The 20,612-nt window shown below is 56.3% G+C and carries 18 protein-coding genes; 8 read left to right on the forward strand and 10 right to left on the reverse strand.

Going from position 1 to position 20,612, the window contains the following annotated elements; genetic code table 11:
* Nucleotides 1-54 precede the first annotated feature (54 nt).
* The 4 genes from ACWWFX_RS05050 to ACWWFX_RS05065 all read right to left on the reverse strand — a co-directional run bounded on the left by ACWWFX_RS05050 (nt 55) and on the right by ACWWFX_RS05065 (nt 6,204).
* Nucleotides 55-1,179, reverse strand: coding sequence for an ABC transporter permease (locus ACWWFX_RS05050; protein WP_231825998.1), 1,125 nt, complete (start codon nt 1,177-1,179; stop codon nt 55-57).
* Nucleotides 1,179-3,914: a ribosome-associated ATPase/putative transporter RbbA gene (gene rbbA, locus ACWWFX_RS05055; RefSeq protein WP_473223342.1), complete on the reverse strand. Its 2,736-nt coding sequence runs from the start codon at nt 3,912-3,914 to the stop codon at nt 1,179-1,181. Before rbbA ends, ACWWFX_RS05050 begins: the two co-directional genes overlap by 1 nt.
* Nucleotides 3,911-4,978 (reverse strand): HlyD family secretion protein, encoded by a 1,068-nt coding sequence (locus tag ACWWFX_RS05060; protein ID WP_276218893.1) that lies wholly within the window; start codon nt 4,976-4,978, stop codon nt 3,911-3,913. Before ACWWFX_RS05060 ends, rbbA begins: the two co-directional genes overlap by 4 nt.
* 320 nt (nt 4,979-5,298) lie before the next feature.
* Nucleotides 5,299-6,204, reverse strand: coding sequence for a LysR substrate-binding domain-containing protein (locus ACWWFX_RS05065; protein WP_473223343.1), 906 nt, complete (start codon nt 6,202-6,204; stop codon nt 5,299-5,301).
* Between the two features lie 131 nt (nt 6,205-6,335).
* Between ACWWFX_RS05065 and ACWWFX_RS05070 the strand changes: the two genes are divergently transcribed.
* From ACWWFX_RS05070 to ACWWFX_RS05080, 3 genes are read left to right on the forward strand one after another with little or no spacing between them, the layout of a single operon-like run.
* Complete coding sequence (locus tag ACWWFX_RS05070) at nt 6,336-7,346, forward strand: aldo/keto reductase (protein WP_189624052.1); 1,011 nt, start codon at nt 6,336-6,338, stop codon at nt 7,344-7,346.
* 44 nt (nt 7,347-7,390) lie between these two features.
* Nucleotides 7,391-8,188, forward strand: a complete 798-nt coding sequence (locus tag ACWWFX_RS05075) for an SDR family NAD(P)-dependent oxidoreductase (RefSeq protein WP_473223344.1) — start codon at nt 7,391-7,393, stop codon at nt 8,186-8,188.
* 34 nt (nt 8,189-8,222) lie between these two features.
* Complete coding sequence (locus tag ACWWFX_RS05080) at nt 8,223-8,639, forward strand: SRPBCC family protein (protein WP_231825992.1); 417 nt, start codon at nt 8,223-8,225, stop codon at nt 8,637-8,639.
* Here ACWWFX_RS05080 and ACWWFX_RS05085 read toward each other — a convergent pair.
* A complete protein-coding gene (locus ACWWFX_RS05085; RefSeq protein WP_473223345.1) occupies nt 8,630-8,803 on the reverse strand; it encodes a hypothetical protein in 174 nt (57 codons plus the stop codon). The genes ACWWFX_RS05080 and ACWWFX_RS05085 overlap by 10 nt on opposite strands.
* A 96-nt stretch (nt 8,804-8,899) precedes the next feature.
* A complete protein-coding gene (locus ACWWFX_RS05090; protein ID WP_473223346.1) occupies nt 8,900-10,090 on the reverse strand; it encodes a BaiN/RdsA family NAD(P)/FAD-dependent oxidoreductase in 1,191 nt (396 codons plus the stop codon).
* Between the two features lie 230 nt (nt 10,091-10,320).
* On the opposite strand from ACWWFX_RS05090, the gene pitA reads away from it, so the two are divergent.
* Nucleotides 10,321-11,817 (forward strand): inorganic phosphate transporter PitA, encoded by a 1,497-nt coding sequence (gene pitA / locus ACWWFX_RS05095; RefSeq protein ID WP_015962601.1) that lies wholly within the window; start codon nt 10,321-10,323, stop codon nt 11,815-11,817.
* Between the two features lie 61 nt (nt 11,818-11,878).
* Here pitA and uspB read toward each other — a convergent pair whose 3' ends face one another.
* Nucleotides 11,879-12,214 carry a universal stress protein UspB gene (uspB, locus tag ACWWFX_RS05100; RefSeq protein WP_015962600.1) on the reverse strand — a complete coding sequence of 112 codons (336 nt, stop codon included), beginning with the start codon at nt 12,212-12,214 and terminating at the stop codon, nt 11,879-11,881.
* A 425-nt stretch (nt 12,215-12,639) separates the two neighbouring features.
* Between uspB and uspA the strand changes: the two genes are divergently transcribed.
* Nucleotides 12,640-13,077: a universal stress protein UspA gene (gene uspA / locus ACWWFX_RS05105; RefSeq protein WP_004106650.1), complete on the forward strand. Its 438-nt coding sequence runs from the start codon at nt 12,640-12,642 to the stop codon at nt 13,075-13,077.
* Between the two features lie 90 nt (nt 13,078-13,167).
* On the opposite strand, the gene ACWWFX_RS05110 is transcribed toward uspA, so the two are convergent.
* Complete coding sequence (locus tag ACWWFX_RS05110; protein ID WP_149464078.1) at nt 13,168-13,671, reverse strand: RrF2 family transcriptional regulator; 504 nt, start codon at nt 13,669-13,671, stop codon at nt 13,168-13,170.
* Between the two features lie 219 nt (nt 13,672-13,890).
* Here ACWWFX_RS05110 and ACWWFX_RS05115 point away from each other — a divergent pair, with 219 nt between their 5' ends.
* The gene (locus ACWWFX_RS05115; protein ID WP_473223347.1) at nt 13,891-15,093 is read left to right on the forward strand and encodes an NAD(P)/FAD-dependent oxidoreductase; all 1,203 of its coding nucleotides are present in this window, start codon (nt 13,891-13,893) and stop codon (nt 15,091-15,093) included.
* Nucleotides 15,094-15,219: 126 nt separating this feature from the next.
* Here the strand turns inward: ACWWFX_RS05115 and rsmJ are convergent, their stop codons facing one another.
* Both rsmJ and prlC read right to left on the reverse strand, forming a co-directional pair.
* Nucleotides 15,220-15,972: a 16S rRNA (guanine(1516)-N(2))-methyltransferase RsmJ gene (gene rsmJ, locus ACWWFX_RS05120; protein WP_108476771.1), complete on the reverse strand. Its 753-nt coding sequence runs from the start codon at nt 15,970-15,972 to the stop codon at nt 15,220-15,222.
* A gap of 7 nt (nt 15,973-15,979) precedes the next feature.
* Complete coding sequence (prlC, locus tag ACWWFX_RS05125) at nt 15,980-18,022, reverse strand: oligopeptidase A (protein WP_473223348.1); 2,043 nt, start codon at nt 18,020-18,022, stop codon at nt 15,980-15,982.
* Between the two features lie 232 nt (nt 18,023-18,254).
* On the opposite strand from prlC, the gene ACWWFX_RS05130 reads away from it, so the two are divergent.
* Entirely contained in the window at nt 18,255-19,097 is an 843-nt protein-coding gene (locus ACWWFX_RS05130; protein ID WP_276218913.1) for a 23S rRNA (adenine(2030)-N(6))-methyltransferase RlmJ, read from the forward strand.
* A gap of 101 nt (nt 19,098-19,198) precedes the next feature.
* The gene (gene gorA, locus ACWWFX_RS05135) at nt 19,199-20,551 is read left to right on the forward strand and encodes a glutathione-disulfide reductase (protein WP_473223349.1); all 1,353 of its coding nucleotides are present in this window, start codon (nt 19,199-19,201) and stop codon (nt 20,549-20,551) included.
* Nucleotides 20,552-20,612 lie beyond the last annotated feature (61 nt).

A 20,612-nucleotide genomic window follows, 5' to 3' on the forward strand; every position in this document is an offset into this window, starting at 1 on the left:
ACGCGGTGCAGGGAAATGCCGGATGGCGGCTGCGCCTTATCCGGCAACCCCAGGCTACGCCATCGTCCCAATCGTTTTCCTGAACCGCAGCAGGGCAATCATAAAGAACACCCCGCCAATCGCCAGCAGCGTGACAAACTGCGGCCAGACGATATCAAACCCGGCGCCGCGATAGAGAATCGCCTGCGCCAGGCTGACAAAATGGGTCGTCGGCATCGACAACATAATGTCCTGCACCATCTGCGGCATGCTCTCGCGCGGCGTCGAGCCGCCGGAGAGCATCTGCAACGGCAACAGCACCAGAATCATTAACAGCCCCAGTTGCGGCATCGAGCGCGCCACCGTGCCCATGAAAATCCCGATAGACGTGGTGGCAAACAGACTTAACGCCACGCCGAGCATAAACAGCGGGATCGATCCTTCAATCGGCACGCCCAGCACCCCCTGCACCATCAGCACCAGCGACAATCCGGACACCACCAGCACCACCAGCCCCATCGACCAGATCTTGGCCATCATGATTTCAAACGGCGTAATTGGCATCACCAGCAAATGCTCAACGGTGCCGTGCTCGCGTTCGCGGATCAGCGCCGAGCCCGTCAGCACAATCGCCAGCATAGTGATGTTGTTGATAATCGCCATCACCCCGCCGAACCACGCAGGCTCAAGGTTCGGGTTAAAACGCATCCGCGTTTCCAGCGCCACCAGCGGCTCGCTGTTATCGCGGTAGCGCGCGACAAAACTGTTCACCTCGCCGTTGATAATGCTCTGGATGTAGCTATTGCCGGTAAACGCCTGGCTCATACGCGTGGCATCGACGTTCACCTGAATATCCGGCTGACGCCCGGCCAGTACATCACGCTGAAAATTGGGCGGAATGTTCACCGCGAAGGTATAGCGCCCGGCATCCAGCCCGGCGTCCATTTCATCGGCAGTGATCATCTCCGGCGGCAGAAACCACGGGCGGTAGAAGCTGTTCACAATACGGTTAGAAAGCTGCGACTGGTCCATATCCGCGATAGCAATCGGCGCCAGATGCAGCGACCCCGGCGTGACCGTTGCCGACGAGTAAACCGACAGCGTAAACGCAAACACAATCAACGCCAGCATCGCTTTATCGCCCAGCAGGCTGCGCAGCTCCTTGATGCCCAGGTTATAAATATTGCGTAATCGGCGCATCATCCCTCCTGTTTTTTCAGCAGCAGCACGCTCAGGCCAATCACCAGCGGCACGGCAATCAGCAGCGGAATGAACAGCGGCCAGAGATCGCCCAGATCCAGCGCCTTCGAAAACGTCCCGCGCGCGATGGTCAGAAAATGGCTGGTCGGGTAGATCTCGCCGATCCACCGCCCCGGCCCTTCCAGCGACGCCACCGGATCGATCATCCCGGAGAACTGCGTCGCCGGGATAAGCGTAATGATCGAAGTGCCAAAAATGGCAGCGATCTGGCTTTTCATAAAGGTGGAAATCAGCAGCCCCATGCCGGTGGCGATGGTGACATACAGCAGCGCCGCCAGCGTCAGAGTAAGGAAACTGCCTTTGTGGTCAACGCCAAATACAAACACCGACAACGCGCATAGCAGGAAGAAGTTGAGCATCCCCAGCGCGATGTAGGGCAACTGCTTGCCGAGCAGGAATTCGCTACGCGTTGTCGGCGTAACGTAGAGGTTGATGATCGACCCCAGCTCTTTTTCACGCACCACGCTTAACGCACTGAGCATTGAGGGGATCATCATCAACAGCAGTGGAATAACCGCAGGCACAATCGCCGGAAGGCTTTTTACATCCGGGTTATAGCGATAGCGGGTTTCGATGGTCATCAGGCCGTTCTGCGCGTTTGACGTCGACTGGCGGCTGGCGACGTCCTGTAGCCAGGTCTGGTGCATCGCCTGCACGTAACCCTGCACCGTTTCCGCCCGACTCGGCATCGCGCCATCCACCCAGACGCCGATTTTCACCGGCGTACCGCGCGCGATATCTCGGCCAAAGTTGGGCGGAATTTCAATCGCCACGGCCACGTCGCCTGCTCGCATTCGTTTATCCAGCTCGTCATAGCTGGTGAGCGGCGGCTGTTCGATAAAGTAGCGGGAACCGGCAAGATTGAGCGACCACGCCTGGCTGCTCATGGTCTGATCGCGATCGAGCACGGCAAAGCGCAGGTTTTCGACGTCCATGCTGATGCCGTAACCCATGATCAACATCAGAATCACCGTGCCGAGCATCGCCAGCGTAGAACGTACCGGATCGCGACGCAGTTCCAGCGCTTCCCGGCGGCTATAGCTGAACAGGCGGCGCAGGCTGAAGCCCTGACGCGGCGGTTTTGGCGCGTCATGCGTCACCGGGATGTCGTCTGGTGGCGGCACCTGCGGCGCAGGGCCGGACGCTTCCTGAAGCCAGGCGATAAACGCCTCTTCCAGATTCGCCGCGCCACGGCGCTCAACCAGTTCCTGCGGCGTGCCGCTGGCCAGCACTTTACCCGCGTGCATCAGCGACATGCGGTCGCAGCGCTCCGCTTCGTTCATAAAGTGGGTGGAGATGAAAATAGTGACTTTATCCTGCCGCGACAGATCAACCATCAGTTGCCAGAACATATCGCGCGCCACCGGGTCAACGCCGGAGGTCGGTTCATCCAGAATCAACATTTCCGGGCGATGGATTACCGCCACCGCCAGCGACAATCGTTGACGGATCCCCAGCGGTAGCGAGGCGGGTAGCGCGTCCTCGACGTCGGCGAGCATGAAGCGATCGCTCATTTCCGCGACGCGCGCCGGGATTTCCGCTTCAGGAATATGAAACAGACGGGCGTGAAGCTCCAGGTTTTGCCGCACGGTGAGTTCACTGTAAAGCGAGAACGCCTGCGACATATACCCCACACGGCGGCGGGTTTCGATGTCATTCGGATCAACGGGCTGGCCGAACAGCCAGGCTTCACCTTCGCTGGCAGGCAACAGGCCGGTGAGCATCTTCATGGTGGTCGATTTGCCGCAGCCGTTGGAGCCGAGAAAACCAAAAATCTCGCCGCGCGGAATGCGAAAGTTCACATGATCGACCGCGACAAAATCGCCGAAACGCATGGTGAGATCGCGTGCTTCAATGGCGATTTCCGCATTTTCTGCCTGATACGGCGGAATGACGACCGGTTTATGCGCCTGCCGCTGCGCCTCAGGCAACAGGGCGATGAATGCCTGCTCCAGCGTCTCGCTGCCGGTTTTATCCCGTAGCTGTTGCGCGCTGCCCGTCGCCATCACTTCCCCGGCGTTCATCGCCACCAGCCAGTCGAAGCGCTCTGCTTCTTCCATGTACGCGGTCGCGACCAGCACGCTCATGTTGCTTTGCCGTTCGCGGATGCTGTCGATCAGATCCCAGAACTGCGCGCGTGAAAGTGGGTCAACGCCGGTTGTAGGTTCATCGAGGATCAGCAGTTCCGGGTCGTGGATCAACGCGCAGCACAGCCCCAGCTTTTGCTTCATCCCACCAGAGAGCTTCCCGGCGGGGCGATCGCGGAACGGGGCCAGCCCGGTACTGTTCAGCAGTTCAGTGATCCGCGCCTCACGCTCCGCTTTGTTGTGGCCAAACAGTCGTGCGAAGAAATCGACGTTTTCATACACCGACAGCGTGTGATAGAGGTTTTTGCCCAGCCCCTGCGGCATCCAGGCGATACGCGGGCAGACATCGCGACGGTGCGCCGCATCGCGCATATCGCCGCCAAGCACAATCACATTGCCCTGCTCAATCACCCGCGCACCGGAAATCAGCGACAGCAGGCTCGATTTCCCCACGCCATCCGGGCCAATCAATCCCACCATGCAGCGTGAGGGAATGTTCAGCGTAATGTTCTTTAACGCCACCGTCGCGCCGTAACGCTGGCCGACGCCTTCAAGCTGCGCGACAGGCTCCCGTACCTGGCCGATCATTGCGGCAGCCTCACCACCAGGTCATCCGGCCAGGGTTGCTGTTCATCCAGACGCACCCACGCCATACCCGGCAGCCCGGTTTTTACATACTCAAGATGCTGTTGCAGCAGCTCCTGTGGAATACGCGCCTTCACGCGGAACATCAGCTTCAACCGCTCATCGCGCGTTTCCACGGTTTTTGGCGTGAACTGGGCGACGCTCGCCACAAAGCTGATGGTGGCCGGAACACGTAGATCGGGCGCGGCATCAAGCACCAGACGCGCTTCACCGCCAATCTTCAGCAAACCCGCCTGCTCGGTCGGCAGGAAGAAGGTCATATAAACATCGCTGAGATCGACCATATTGAGCACTCTGCCGCCCGCCGCCAGCACTTCGCCTGGCTCAGCGACGCGATACTGCACACGCCCGTCGCGCGGGGCTTTCAGTTCGCTATCGTCGATATCAGCCTGAATGCGCCGCTCGGTAGCCTGCGCCGCTTCGACGCGGGTTTGTGCCTGAATGATATTGGTGCGCGCCGCTTCAATCGCCGCATTGGATGCCGAAACCTGCGCCCTTGCCGACTCCAGCGCCGCACGTGCGCTCTCTGCCGCCGCGCGATCGTCATCTAACTGCTGCGCGGACACCGCGCCGCGCGTCGATAGCGTCTGCGAACGGGTATGACGTTTAGAGACGGATGCCAGCTCGGCATCACGCTGCTTCACCACCGCCTGCGCCGCACGCATCTCGCTCTGACGCTGCTCCAGCAAAGCTCGCGCAGCCGCGACCGCGCTTTCCGCTTCTTTAATTTGCGCGATAGCTTCCTGGCGTTGCTCGTTCAGCACGCGGGTGTCCATCTTCGCTAACACCTCGCCCTGACGCACAAACTGCCCTTCCGAGACCAGAATGGTGTCGATGCGCCCGGCGATTTTGGTCGCGATATCCACTTCCGTGGCCTCGATTCTGCCATTGCTGGCGGCGAAACCCTCCGGCACGCCTGCGGGGCGTAGCATCCACCACGCCACGGCAGCCACCACCACCACAATGCCAATGATCCACCACGTCAAATGACGCTTAATGTTGTCCATACTCGACCCGCCATAATCCCTGTTAGCTAACCACGCGTGTCACAATGCGCGCCGAACAAGCGTTCAGCGACAATTCCCCTCCGGGATAAGAAGGAAAGAAGAGAGAGAGCCAGACGGTGTACAGGCGTCAGGATGACGCTCACCGTAAAGGAGAGTGCTGGATGAAGGTATTGCGAAATCGGGTAGTAATGTTGTCATCATCAGCGTTCCTGGCCGTAAATGAAACACGCGTACTCATTGATACTGTCAATGTGATAGTAACACCTGATTTTTGTATGTCTATTGTGTTCTTTTGGCAGCATCCTTGCTGCTTTGGGTTATCAGACGGTAGCGGCAGTGGGGTTGGTGCGCAGAATTTCCCGGAAGTGCGAGACCAGCGGGCGCTGATTCGCTTTATGCCAGGCGGCCCACAACTGAGTGGAGTAGTGCATCCAGGGCAGCTCGCGCAGTACCACGCCTTCCGGCGCATTATGGCGCAGACTGTGCTGAATCAGCGCCAGCCCCAGCCCGGCGGCCACGAGCCCCAGCGCAGTTAATGGCTCTCCCGCTTCCAGACGGATATCCGGGTTAAACCCAGCCTTCACGCAGGCCGCCACAAAACCATCACGCGAATGTGCGTCATCATTATGGACAACCGCAATCCACTCCTGCTCAGCCAGTTGTTCCGGACGTAACGTATCGAGTTGCGCCAGCGGATGGTTCTGCGGTAACGCCAGCAGCATTCTGTCATCAAGCACCTGAATATATTCCAGATCCTGCTCACCTTCTGACGGCGGCGCATCCACCAGCGAAAAATCCAGGCTACGTTGACGCAGCCCTTCGATTTGCGTAGCCGGGGGCTGACTGTAGAGCGCGATATGCACATCCGGGCGAGACTGACGTAATGTGCGCAGGGCAGTGGAAAGTACGCCGGAGTGCATCGCGTTCTCTATAAAACCAATACACAGTCCGCCATCTTCACCACGCCCCAGACGCTTCCCAAGCGACTCCAGGCGCGTGGCATGCGTTAACAGCGAGCGCGTCTCCGCCAGAAACGTCTGCCCATCCGCCGTCAGGCGAATACGCTGCTGGTTACGCTCAAATAGCATCAGCCCAAGACGCTCCTCCAGTTGCGCTATCTGACGGCTGAGCGGTGATTGCGAGATATGTAACCGCTCTGCCGCACGCCCGACATGTTCCTCTTCCGCCACCGCGACGAAGTATTTCAGTTGTCGTAAATCGATCATGTTAGACCTCAAAGGACTCAAGTTAGACTAATTATGTCCTATCAAGTCACAACCTGGCAAGGTAATGTGATCAGCGTCACAGGACGAGAGCGAAAACGCCCTTCCTGTATTCCAGATAAAGAGGACATCTTATGAGCATTAAAAATCTGTTACCTGCAAACATCGGTTTTGGCGGCGCGCCGCTGGGCAATATGTTCCGTGCTATTCCGCAAGAAGAAGCGCTGGCTACCGTTAAAGAAGCCTGGGACCTGGGCGTTCGTTATTTTGATACCGCGCCGTTATACGGTTCCGGCCTTTCTGAAATTCGCATGGGTGAAGCGCTGTCACAGTATCCACGCGATGAATATGTACTGAGTACCAAAGTCGGCCGCATCATGCTGGACGAAATGGAAGATCCGGCAAACCGTGATTTCGGTGAGAAAGGCGGGCTTTTCGAGCACGGCCTGAAAAACAAAATTCTCAACGACTATTCCGCCGACGCCACCATGCGTTCGATTGAAGACAGCCTGAAACGTTTGAAAACGGACCGTATTGATATCGTCTGGATCCACGATCCTGCACAAGATTTTTACGGCGACAACTGGCTGGAGCAGTTCAACATTGCCCGTACCGGTGCTTTCCGCACGCTGTCGCGTCTGCGTGATGAAGGCGTCATCAAAGCGTGGGGGCTGGGCGTTAACCGCGTTGAGCCGCCAGAATTAACGCTGGCGCTGGATGAACCGCAGCCCGATGCCTTCCTGCTGGCGGGCCGCTACTCGCTGCTTGACCACTCTCGCGCATTGCAGCGTTTGATGCCGGAAGCGTTGGAACAGAATGTCGATATCGTAGTCGGCGGCCCTTACAGCTCTGGTGTTATGGCGGGCGGTGATTACTTTGAATACCAGAAGGCATCGCCTGAAATGCGTCAGAAAGTTGCGAAAATTCAGTCAATTGCTGCGCAGTTCAACGTCAATGTAAAAGCTGCGGCACTGCAGTTCGCGCTGGCAAACCCGGCTGTTGCCGCCGTCATTCCTGGCTCCAGCCGTCCTGGCCGCATGGCGGAAGACCTGGCCGCACTGAAAGCCACTATCCCGGCAGCTTTCTGGGAAGAGATGCGCCGCCAGAATCTGGTTGCCGAAAACGCACCACTGCCAATCCGTTAATCCTCACGGGGCCGCAAGGCCCCAACAACGCGACGAGAAAATATATGAAACTTGATCTTACCGGCAAAGTCGCCGTGGTGAGCGGCTCAACCTCGGGCATTGGCCTTGGGATCGCAACAGGTTTAGCCAAAACGGGCGCGACCGTGGTAGTGGTTGGCCGTAAACAGGATGGCGTCACTCGTGCCATTGAAAGCATCACCGCACAGGTTCCCGGTGCCGCGTTACGCGGTGTGGTTGCCGACCTGGCGACAGCTGACGGTGCCGACGCATTGTTTGCCGCGGTACCTGAAGCCGACGTACTGGTGAATAACCTTGGCATTTTCAATGACAACGACTTTTTCACTGTACCCGACAGCGAGTGGGCGCAGTTCTACAACACCAATGTGCTCTCTGGCGTACGCCTGTCCCGGCACTATGCCGCCACCATGGCGAAGCAAGGCTGGGGGCGCATTATTTTTGTCTCTTCCGAGTCTGGCGTCGCTATCCCTGGCGACATGATCAACTACGGCGTGACGAAAGCGGCCAACCTCGCCGTTTCACATGGTCTGGCCAAACGACTGGCTGGCACTGGCGTCACTGTTAACGCCATTTTACCGGGGCCAACGTTTACCGATGGCCTGCAGGCAATGCTCGCCGACGCAGCAAAACAGTCAGGCCGCAGCCTGCGCGATCAGGCCGATGAATTTGTGAAGTCCTCGCGCCCAAGCTCAATTATCCAGCGCGCGGCGGATGTCGAAGAAGTCGCGAATCTGGCCGTATACCTGGCATCACCGCTTTCATCGGCAACGACGGGCGCCGCCCTTCGCGTCGATGGCGGTGTCGTCGATACCTTAACAATGTAACCCTAATAAATTGAAAACTAAGAGAGAAAATATCATGGCTAAGACACTGGTCTCTATTGAAATCCCCGCATCCGCCGATGACATCTGGCAGTTAATGGGTGGCTTCGACACCCTGCCTGACTGGTTGCCGTTCATCCCAAAAAGCGTCATTTCTGAAGGTGGGCGCGTACGCTCGCTGACCACCTCTGATGGCGGTACCGTCATTGAGCGCCTGGAAGCGTTCGACAACCGTCAGCGGAGCTATACCTACTCCATTATTCAGGCGCCATTCCCGGTGGTGGATTATCTGTCGACGATTACCGTCGTTGCTACTGACGATAGCCGGATTTCCCGCGTGGAGTGGTCAGGAGAATTTACGCCGGTTAACGTTTCTGATGCCGAGGCTGAAGCGCTCTTTACCGGTATCTATCAGGATGGATTGGTGGCGCTGAAAAACAATTTTCACGCATAACGACAAAGCGCCGGGAAGTCTGGCGCTTTTGCCTGATGCGCTTCGCTTATCAGGCCTACGGGTTTGTGCCCTTGTAGGCCGGGCAAGCGCAGCGCCCCCGGCGCTTTTGCCTGATGCGCTTCGCTTATCAGGCCTACGGGTTTGTGCCCTTGTAGGCCGGGCAAGCGTAGCGCCCCCGGCGTTTTGCCTGATGGCGCTTCGCTTATCAGGCCTACGGGATTTGCGCCCTTGTAGGCCGGGCAAGCGCAGCGCCCCCGGCGTTAATCGCCTAACGCCTGCGCACAGGCCCAGGCGCTCGACCAGGCCCACTGGAAGTTATAGCCGCCCAACCAGCCGGTGACATCCATCACTTCGCCAATGAAATACAGCCCCGGCACCTTGCGTGCTTCCATGGTTCGGGAAGAGAGTTCGTTGGTATCCACACCGCCCAGCGTCACTTCCGCCGTGCGATACCCTTCCGTGCCGTTAGGCTGCACGCGCCATTCGGTTAAGGTTTCCACCAACGTTTGCTGATCGCGCACGTTCAACTGCTTTAACGTGACATCCGGAATCTGCCCCAACTGCTGTAAACACTCCACCAGACGTTTCGGCAGATGCATTGCCAGGGTATTTTTCAGGCTCTGATTCGGGTGTTCCGCGCGCTGCGCATCAAGGAATTCGGCAAGGTCGATATCCGGCAACAGGTTAATGGTGACAAACTCCCCTGGCTGCCAGTAGCTGGAAATCTGCAACACCGCCGGGCCGGAGAGGCCGCGATGGGTAAACAACAGGCTTTCACGAAAAACGGTGCCGTCTTCAGCGCTAATCACTGAAGGAACGGAAACACCGGAGATGGTTTGGGAAACATCCAGCATCGGTTTGTGAAGTGTGAAAGGCACCAGCCCCGCGCGAGTTGGCAGAACCTTCAGGCCAAACTGTTCAGCAATTTTGTAACCAAATGGCGATGCGCCAAGACCCGGCATTGATAATCCACCGCTGGCAATCACCAGTTTTTTCGTGGTGACCGTTTCACCGTTGAGTTGCAGGCTAAAGCCCGCTTCATCACGCTCAACGCTCAATACTTCGCTGCGCAGGCGTGTCGTCACGTTGCCTTTTGCACACTCATCCACCAGCAGCTTCACGATTTGCTCGGCAGAATCATCGCAGAAAAGTTGCCCCAGCGTCTTCTCATGCCAGGCGATGCCGTGTTTTCCGACGAGGTCGATGAAATCCCACTGGGTGTAGCGCGCCAGCGCAGATTTGCAAAAATGCGGGTTTTGGCTGAGATATGCCGCCGGTTCGACATAAAGATTAGTAAAGTTGCAGCGGCCACCGCCGGACATCAAAATCTTGCGTCCCGGCTTCTTACCGTTATCCAGCAGCAGTACGCGCAGGCCCGCCTGCCCGGCCTGCGCGGCACAAAACATTCCTGCGGCACCTGCCCCAATTACAATGGCATCAAACCTTTCCACGCACTATCCTCAACTTAGAGATTGTCGGGAAGTGTAAATTTTTCATGCATGTCCTACCAGTGAAATATAAGACAATCCTGCATATCCATTTGAAAAGTCTTAAAAAATCATTTTCACTGTTTATACAAAGATGGGGAAATATCAAAAAAAGTCTATATTTCACTTTGCCCGCGCTGCCAAAGTCCATGATAATGCCGCGCGTTCATGTCCTCAAAATGGCGTAACGTACTATGTTACATTTGTTCGCAGGTCTGGATTTACATACCGGGCTTTTGTTGGTACTTGCTCTGATTTTTGTTCTGTTCTACGAAGCGATTAACGGCTTCCATGACACAGCAAACGCAGTGGCAACCGTGATTTATACTCGCGCTATGCGATCGCAGCTTGCGGTTGCCATGGCGGCTATCTTTAACTTTTTCGGCGTTCTGCTGGGCGGCCTGAGCGTAGCCTATGCCATCGTGCATATGTTACCGACGGACCTCCTGTTGAATGTCAGTTCGGCGCACGGCCTCGCCATGGTCTTCTCCATGTTGTTGGCTGCGATTATCTGGAACCTCGGCACCTGGTATTTTGGTCTGCCGGCATCCAGTTCCCACACGCTGATTGGCGCGATTATCGGTATTGGTTTAACCAATGCGTTGATGACCGGCACATCGGTGGTGGATGCGCTTAACATTCCGAAAGTGTTAAATATTTTTGCTTCCCTCATTGTGTCACCGATTGTCGGCCTGGTCTTCGCAGGTGGTCTGGTGTTCCTGCTGCGTCGCTACTGGAGCGGTACGAAAAAACGTGCGCGTATCCACCTGACGCCAGCAGAGCGTGAAAAGAAAGACGGTAAGAAAAAGCCGCCATTCTGGACGCGTATCGCGCTGATCCTCTCGGCTATCGGCGTCGCGTTCTCTCATGGCGCGAACGACGGTCAGAAAGGCATTGGTCTGATCATGCTGGTACTGATTGGCGTGGCTCCGGCAGGGTTCGTGGTCAACATGAACGCGTCTGGCTACGAAATCACCCGTACCCGTGATGCTATCAATAACGTTGAAGTCTTCTATCAGCAGCACCCTGCGTTGCTGAAAAAAGTGACTGGCGTTGACCAAATCATTCCTGAGCCTGACACCGCCATCACGCCTTCTGGCGAGCTGCACTGTCATCCGGCAAACTCTCTCTACGCGTTAACCCGCGTGAAGAATATGCTGGCGGATATCGAGACCTACGACAAACTGAGCGTCGAGCAGCGTAGTCAGCTGCGTCGCATCATGCTGTGTATCTCTGATACCACCGACAAAGTCGCTAAGCTGCCGGAAGTGAGCGCTGACGATCAGCGTCTGCTGAAGAAACTGAAAGGCGATATGCTCAATACCATCGAGTACGCGCCAATCTGGATCATCATGGCAGTAGCGCTGGCGTTGGGCTGCGGTACGATGATTGGCTGGCGTCGCGTGGCGACCACCATCGGTGAGAAAATCGGTAAGAAAGGCATGACTTACGCACAGGGTATGGCGGCGCAGATGACCTCTGCGGTATCCATCGGCCTGGCAAGTTATACCGGGATGCCGGTATCCACCACCCACGTTCTCTCCTCCTCCGTGGCGGGTACGATGATCGTGGACGGCGGCGGTCTGCAACGTAAAACCGTCACCAACATCCTGATGGCCTGGGTCTTCACGCTGCCAGCGTCGATTCTGCTGTCAGGTGGGTTGTACTGGCTGGCTCTGAAGATTATCTAATCTTCAGGCAGACAAAAAAGACGGGTCAGGAAACTGGCCCGTCTTTTTTTATGTTGAAAGATTAATGCCAGAGAGCCAGTGCAATCAGGCTTACCACCACTAATCCACACAACGAACTGGTCAAAATGAACTGGCGGCGCACGCGTTCACAGCGGCGAATAAACTCGTCGTCATGATGGTCGCGATAACGCTGACCGTAAATGTACCAAACCAGCCTCACCTGCTTGCTGGGTTGGCCATGTGAGGTAAAAAACCCACCACCATCAACATATTGATAGAGCAAGGGATCGCAACCACGCAGTACCACTAGCAATGCACGCAACGACGAGAAATAGCGTGCCATATTCACCACACAGACGACACACAGGGCCCAAAACAGCGCGATTGTGCTGATCATACCTCCTCCCCGGCGACCCGCCCAAAGGAGACGCCTCCCGGGCTACCGCACCCCGATAACCAATAGCTCTAGACAGCTCAGTGAAAAAGGTGAGAATCCGATCACGTTTATTTGCCCGACCGGCTCATTAAATAGTGTAGGAGATTAGTGAAATTTTTTACCACAACCTTAAGCGTTATCAATACGAGTGTTGCGAAAAATTTGTTTAACAAATTGGTGATCGCGTCGCATTGACGCGCAGACCCGGTCGCTATAATGTAGAAATATCTTCTACAATGAGGTCTTTAAGATTATTACAAGGCCTGATTAGCATCCTCGGATGCAGCAGATTTTAGGCAGGGCTAAACCCCCGCGCAATCGACATGCAGGACGCGGGCGACTTAACGCCCATTGGTCATCGACAACTTTATGGAAGGAGTAACACCATGGCTTACAAACACATTCTTATCGCGGTAGACCTTTCACCAGAGAGCAAAGTGCTGGTTGAGAAAGCCGTATCTATGGCACGCCCATACAACGCGAAAGTTTCCCTGATTCATGTTGATGTGAATTACTCCGATCTCTATACCGGCCTTATCGATGTGAATCTGGGCGACATGCAGAAACGCATTTCGGAAGAGACGCATCATGCGCTGTCTGAGCTGTCCACCAATGCGGGTTATCCGATTACCGAAACCCTGAGCGGCAGCGGCGATCTGGGTCAGGTGCTGGTCGACGCCATCAAGAAATACGATATGGACCTGGTGGTTTGCGGTCATCATCAGGACTTCTGGAGCAAGCTGATGTCTTCTGCTCGTCAGCTGATCAACACCGTTCACGTCGATATGTTGATTGTTCCGCTGCGCGACGAAGAAGAGGAGTAATCGCCTCTCGCGCATAATGACAACGCCCGCTTTTGCGGGCGTTTTGTTAAGTACGTAAGCCTGATAAGCACAGCGCCATCAGGCAATTCACTACGCTTTGCGCGCCGCAATCCAGTCCTGCACCTCGATAACAAATTCATCCGGCGCTTTGCGGTACATCTTGCGGGCAAGGTCGAGGATCGTGTGCTGAGCCAGCGCCTCTTCCATCCGTTGCTGTGCCATATCCATTACCGAGCGCACGCCACAGATACCTTCACACGCCCACTCCGGCGGCTGTTCATCAAACACAGCCAGCCGCTGGCGAATTTCACGGCATTCAAAGATGCGCTTCTCACCGTCGATGGCAACAGCCACGTCTTTCACCGTGATGTGCTCCGCGGGTTTAGCCAGCTGAAAACCGCCGCCCTTCCCTTCGATGCTCCGCACCAGCCCGGCTTTTGACAGACGGGTGAAGATTTTGGCGAGGTAGTCATAAGGCACGCTTTGCAGCTCAGCAATTTCACGCACGCTCATATCACGGGCGTCGCCCTTACTGTCTACCATGCACATCAGGCTATGGATGCCGTACTCAACCCCGGAACTGTAAAATGCCATGCTTTAATCTCAGCCAATATAACTCTGAGTTATTGTAGCTATTTTGCCCTTTGCGATCCAGATGTCACGACAACACCCAAGGATCAATAAAAAATAAATAGCGTTTAATCAACGCGATACCCCTAAAACTCCCACGGTATTCTTTTTTCGCATTGCCTTTTCAAACTACGACCAATAAAATCCGAGTCAATTAATCAGCGTTAACAGAGTGAATAAGCGATGCGTAAACAAATTCTGATCGTAGGTGCCGGCTTCGCCGGGATGTGGGCAGCCCTTAGCGCGGCACGTCTGGCGGACAAAAACAACAGCCAGACGATTGATATTACAGTAATTGCCCCGCAGCCAGAGCTGCGAGTGCGTCCACGTTTTTATGAAAGTCACGTTGAAACGTTGGTTTCCCCGCTGATGCCGCTGTTCGATGTCACCGGCGTGAAATTCCTGCGTGGCACCGTATCGGATATTCACACAGACTCGCGTAGCGTGAGCTGGAAAGATGCCGATGGCGAAATGCATCAGCACCCCTACGACCGTCTGGTTCTGGCGAGCGGCAGCCACGTAAACCGTTCATTTGTCTCAGGTGTCGCAGAGCATGCGTTCGATCTCGATCAGCTGGAGAGCGCGGCCGTTTTAGAAAAACATCTGCAATCCCTGGCCTCTCAATCTGAAAGCGACGCGCGTAATACCGTCGTCGTCTGCGGCGGCGGGTTTACCGGTATTGAGATGGCGATGGAATTACCAGGCCGTCTGCGCGACATTCTTGGCTCAAATGCTAAGACCAGAGTAGTCGTAGTTGAGCGCGGCGCACAGCCAGGTTCACGTTACAGTGAAGAACTGCGTAATGTGGTCATTGATGCTTCAAACGAGCTGGGCGTCGAATGGATAGTGAATGCCGAAGTCGAATCGGTGGACGCCGCAGGCGTCACGCTGAAAGACGGGCAGCGAATCGACTCTTCGACCGTTATCTGGACCGTAGGCGTGCAGGCAAGCGGCCTGACGGCGCAGATTGATGCGCCGCGCGATCGCCAGGGGCGTCTGCATGTGGATGCGAATCTTCAGGTTGTCGGCCATGAAGAGATTTTCGCCACCGGCGACGTGGCGTATGCGGCAACAGATGACAAAGGCAACCACGCACTGATGACCTGCCAGCATGCGATTCTGCTGGGCAAATTCGCCGGGAATAACGCCGCTGCCAGCCTGCTGGGTGTGGAACCGTCGCCGTATCGCCAGGAGATGTACGTCACCTGTCTGGATCTCGGCGCTTGGGGCGCGGTGTATACCGAGGGCTGGGATCAGCAGGTAAAACTGACGCGCGAAGAAGCGAAGAAGTTGAAGGTGTCGATCGTTAGCGAGCTGATTTACCCGCCGAAAGCGGAGAGAACAGCGGCGTTTGAGATGGCCGATCCGTACGCGCCGTTTGTGTAGAGGCCCTCACCCCGGCCCTCTCCCACAGGGAGAGGGAGAAAACCGCACAACTTTCACCATTGGCACGATCGGTCCCCTCTCCCAGTGGGAGAGGGTTAGGGTGAGGGGGCCCAGGCCGCACCACCCTTATTCCGCCGTCCCCGCATAAATATCAAACCGATGCCCTTTCGTGACCACCGCGTTGGTTGTCGCCACGTCCGCGAGCGGGGGCGCATAGTCTGGCCGCTTCACTACCACGCGTTTTGTCGCCAGCAACCGCGCGGGTTCCAGCAATCCATCCGCGTCGAGATCGGGCCCCACCAGCGACTGAAATACGCGCATCTCTTTCTTTACCAGCGCGCTTTTCTGCTTATGCGGAAACATCGGGTCAAGGTACACCACCTGCGGACGCGGGGTGATATCCGCGAGCGTCGTCAGGCTGGAGGCGTGGATCAGCTGCAAGCGTTCCTGCAACCAGCCGCCAATTTCCGGGTCGGCATAGCCGCGCGCCAGGCCATCATCGAGCAGCGCCGCCACTACCGGGTTGCGTTCCAGCATCCGCACATGGCAACCCACCGAGGCCAGCACAAAGGCATCGCGCCCCAGCCCCGCCGTGGCGTCAACCACGTCCGGCAAATAGCTGCCCTTAATGCCGACTGCTTTTGCCACCGCTTCACCGCGACCGCCGCCAAATTTGCGTCGGTGCGCCATCGCCCCGCCGACAAAATCCACGAAGATGCCGCCAAGCTTTGGCTCATCGCGCTTGCGCAGTTCAAGATGCTCCGGCGTTAACACCAGCGCCATCAGGTTGTCTTCATCGTGCTCCAGCCCCCAGCGAGCGGCAAGAACAGATAAGGCGCCGTCTCCGGCGCCCGTTTCATCAAGTAAACAGATTTTCACTGACTGATTAGCCTTTGATCCCGTAGTGCTCCAGCATTGCATCAAGCTGCGGTTCACGGCCACGGAAGCGTTTGAACAGCGCCATTGGCTCCTCAGAACCGCCGCGCGTCAGGATGTTATCAAGGAACGACTGCCCGGTATCGCGGTTGAAAATCCCCTCTTCTTCGAAGCGGGAGAACGCATCCGCCGCCAGCACATCGGCCCACAGATAGCTGTAGTAACCCGCCGCATAACCACCGGCAAAGATATGGCTGAAGGCGTGCGGGAAGCGGCCCCATGACGGTCCCGGCACCACGGCAACCTGTTTCTTGATTTCCGCCAGGGTTTCGAGGATTTTCGCGCCCTGCTCTGGGTTAAATTCCGCGTGCAGGCGGAAGTCGAACAGGCCAAACTCCAGTTGACGCAGGATAAACAGCGCCGCCTGGTAGTTTTTCGCCGCCAGCATTTTATCGAGCAGTTCTTTCGGCAGCGGTTCGCCGGTTTCGTAGTGACCGGAGATAAACGCCAGCGCGTCCGGCTCCCAGCACCAGTTTTCCATAAACTGGCTCGGCAGTTCGACCGCATCCCACGGCACGCCGTTGATCCCGGAAACGCCTGCGGTTTCGATGCGGGTCAGCATGTGATGCAGGCCGTGACCGAATTCATGGAACAGGGTGATCACTTCGTCATGCGTAAACAGCGCCGGTTTGCCGTTGACCGGACGGTTGAAGTTACAGGTCAGATAGGCGACCGGTTTTTGCAGCGAGCCATCAAGCTTGCGCATCTGACCGACGCAGTCGTCCATCCACGCCCCGCCGCGTTTGTGTTCACGCGCGTACAGGTCAAGGTAGAAGCTACCACGCAGTTCGTTGTTCTCGTCATACAACTCGAAGAAGCGCACTTCCGGATGCCAGACATCAATATCTTTACGCTCTTTGGCGGTGATGCCGTAAATGCGTTTCACCACTTCGAACAGGCCGTTAACGGCTTTGTCTTCCGGGAAGTACGGGCGCAGTTGCTCGTCGCTGATGCTGTAGAGATGCTGTTTCTGTTTTTCGCTGTAGTACGCGATATCCCACGGTTGCAGCTCATCGACGCCGAATTCCGCTTTCGCGAAGGCACGCAGTTGCGCCAGCTCTTTTTCACCCTGCGGACGCGCGCGTTTGGCCAGATCGGTTAAGAATTCGAGCACCTGCTGCGGGTTTTCCGCCATTTTGGTGGCGAGTGATTTAAAGGCGTAGCTTTCGAAGCCCAGCAGTTGCGCCAGTTCGTGACGCAGGGCGAGGATTTCCGCCATCACCGCGCTGTTATCCCATTTACCGGCATTCGGGCCTTGATCGGAGGCACGGGTGCTGTAGGCGCGATACATCTCTTCGCGCAGAGCCTGGTTGTCGCAATAGGTCATCACTGGCAGGTAGCTTGGGATATCCAGCGTCAGCAGGTAGCCGTCCAGCTCTTTGGCTTCGGCCTGCGCTTTGGCGGCCGCCAGCGCACTTTCCGGCATACCGGAGAGTTCCGCTTCGTCGCTCACCTGTTTTGTCCAGCCCATGGTGGCATCGAGTACGTTGTTGCTATAGATGTTGCCCAGTTCAGACAGGCGCGTCGCAATTTCACCGTAGCGCTGCTGTTTCTCTTTCGGTAGCCCGATACCGGACAGTTCAAAATCACGCAATGCGTTATCAACCGCTTTTTTCTGTGCCGTGGAGAGCGTGGCGTAATTATCGCCGTCGCGCAGGTCGCGATACGCTTTATACAGCCCTTCATGCTGACCGACCCAGGTGCTGTATTCCGACAACAGCGGCAGAGTTTGTTCGTAAGCTTCGCGCAGTTCCGGGCTGTTTTTCACCGAGTTCAGATGGCTGACCGGCGAGAAAATACGCCCCAGCACATCATCGACTTCTGCCAGCGGCTGGCATAAGTTTTCCCAGGAATACGGTGCGCCCTGCGCTACCACGCGTTCCACATTTTCACGGCAGTCGTTCAACGCTTTGGTGACGGCGGGAACAACATGCTCAGGCTTGATTGCGGAAAACGGTGGCAGTTCGAAGGGAGTCAGTAATGGATTCGTCATATGCACAGTCCTGGTTAAAAAGGGGGAAACAAACGCGTATGCGCGTTGTTGTCGGGTGGCGACACGTCGCCATCCGCCATGTAATGTATGTAGCATGGGGTTAAGTGTAGTGAATTTCAATGATAAGCGTTGCGCTTTCGCGGCGGCGGCGACTTTTCGGTATACTGTTCGGATAGACTTTTTTGTTGCCCGGTAACGGGCCCATGTTTTACTTAGCGGAACCCCTTTACCCATGCTCAGTTATCGCCACAGCTTCCACGCTGGCAACCACGCCGACGTCCTTAAACACACCGTTCAGAGCCTGATCATCGAATCACTGAAAGAGAAAGATAAACCGTTTCTCTATCTGGACACCCATGCGGGCGCGGGCCGTTACCAGTTAAGCAGCGAGCATGCCGAGCGTACCGGTGAGTATCTGGAAGGTATCGCCCGTATCTGGCAGCAAGACGATCTGCCTGCCGAACTGGAGCCATACATCAGCGTGGTACAGCATTTCAACCGCAGCGGTCAGTTGCGCTACTACCCAGGCTCACCGCTGATTGCCCGCCAGTTGCTGCGTGAACAAGACAGCCTGATGATGACTGAACTGCACCCAAGCGATTTCCCGCTGCTGCGCTCAGAGTTCCAGAAAGACGATCGTGCGCGCGTGGAAAAAGCCGACGGTTATCAACAACTCAAATCCAAACTGCCGCCGGTGTCTCGTCGTGGCCTGATCCTCATCGACCCGCCGTACGAAATCAAAACCGATTACCAGGCTGTGGTTACGGGCATTCACGAAGGCTATAAGCGCTTTGCGACAGGCACCTATGCGTTGTGGTATCCGGTCGTCCTGCGTGCGCAAATCAAACGCATGATCAAAGACCTGGAAGCCACCGGCATCCGTAAAATCCTGCAAATCGAGCTGGCGGTACGCCCGGACAGCGATCAGCGCGGCATGACCGCGTCCGGCATGATTGTTATCAACCCGCCGTGGAAGCTGGAACAGCAGATGAACGCCGTGCTGCCGTGGCTGCACAGCAAGCTGGTGCCGAACGGTATCGGCCACACCACGGTAAGCTGGATCGTGCCTGAGTAATTGCAGACATAGCCAGAACCTATCAGTTTCAGGTATACAATCGCGGATCTTTGGCGCTGGGCGTAGAGCCCTCGCCTGACAATGAACAGGAAGGAGCGGTCATGACCAAACATTACGACTATATCGCTATTGGCGGCGGCAGCGGCGGCATCGCCTCGATTAACCGTGCGGCGATGTACGGCCAGAAGTGCGCGCTGATTGAAGCCAAAGAGCTGGGCGGCACCTGCGTTAACGTCGGTTGCGTGCCGAAAAAAGTGATGTGGCATGCCGCGCAAATCCGCGAAGCCATCCACATGTATGGCCCGGATTACGGTTTTGATACCACCATCAACGACTTCGACTGGAACAAGCTGATTGCCAGCCGCACGGCCTACATTGACCGTATTCATACGTCGTATGACAACGGCCTGGCGAAAAACAAAGTCGACGTCATTAAAGGCTTTGCCCGCTTTGTTGATGCGAAAACCGTGGAAGTGAACGGGGAAACGATCACTGCCGATCATATCCTGATCGCCACCGGCGGTCGCCCAAGCCATCCGGATATTCCGGGCGTGGAATACGGTATCGATTCCGACGGTTTCTTCGCGCTGCCGGCATTGCCGAAACGCGTTGCCGTTGTCGGCGCGGGCTACATTGCTGTGGAACTGGCAGGCGTGATTAACGGACTGGGCGCGGAAACGCACCTGTTTGTGCGTAAACACGCGCCGCTGCGTACCTTCGACCCGCTGATTGTCGAAACACTGGTGGAAGTCATGAACGCGGAAGGCCCAACGCTGCATACCCAGGCTATTCCTAAAGCGGTGGTGAAAAACGCCGACGGTAGCCTGACCATTGAACTGGAAGATGGCCGCAGCCAGACGGTAGATTGCCTGATTTGGGCGATTGGCCGTGAACCGGCGAATGACAACTTCAACCTGGCCGCAACGGGCGTGAAAACCAACGATAAAGGCTACATCGTCGTTGATAAATTCCAGAACACCAACGTTCCGGGAATTTATGCGGTGGGCGATAACACCGGTGCCGTTGAGCTGACGCCGGTTGCCGTGGCCGCAGGTCGTCGTCTCTCAGAGCGTCTGTTTAATAACAAGCCAGATGAGTACCTGGATTACAGTAACATTCCGACGGTGGTCTTCAGTCATCCGCCCATCGGCACCGTCGGTTTAACCGAACCGCAGGCGCGTGAGCAGTATGGCGACGACGCCGTGAAGGTCTATAAGTCGTCCTTCACCGCAATGTATACCGCTGTTACCACGCATCGCCAGCCGTGCCGTATGAAGCTGGTTTGCGTTGGCCCGGAAGAGAAAATTGTCGGTATTCACGGCATCGGTTTTGGTATGGATGAAATGCTGCAAGGCTTCGCCGTGGCGCTGAAAATGGGCGCAACCAAAAAAGATTTCGATAATACCGTGGCAATTCACCCGACAGCGGCGGAAGAGTTTGTTACTATGCGTTAATATATAACGCGCAATCCCCTATATGGAAACATATAGGGGATATCCGACTCTCCCGTTAATT

The sequence above is a fragment of the Pseudocitrobacter sp. 2023LY-00077 genome, from assembly GCF_055796175.1.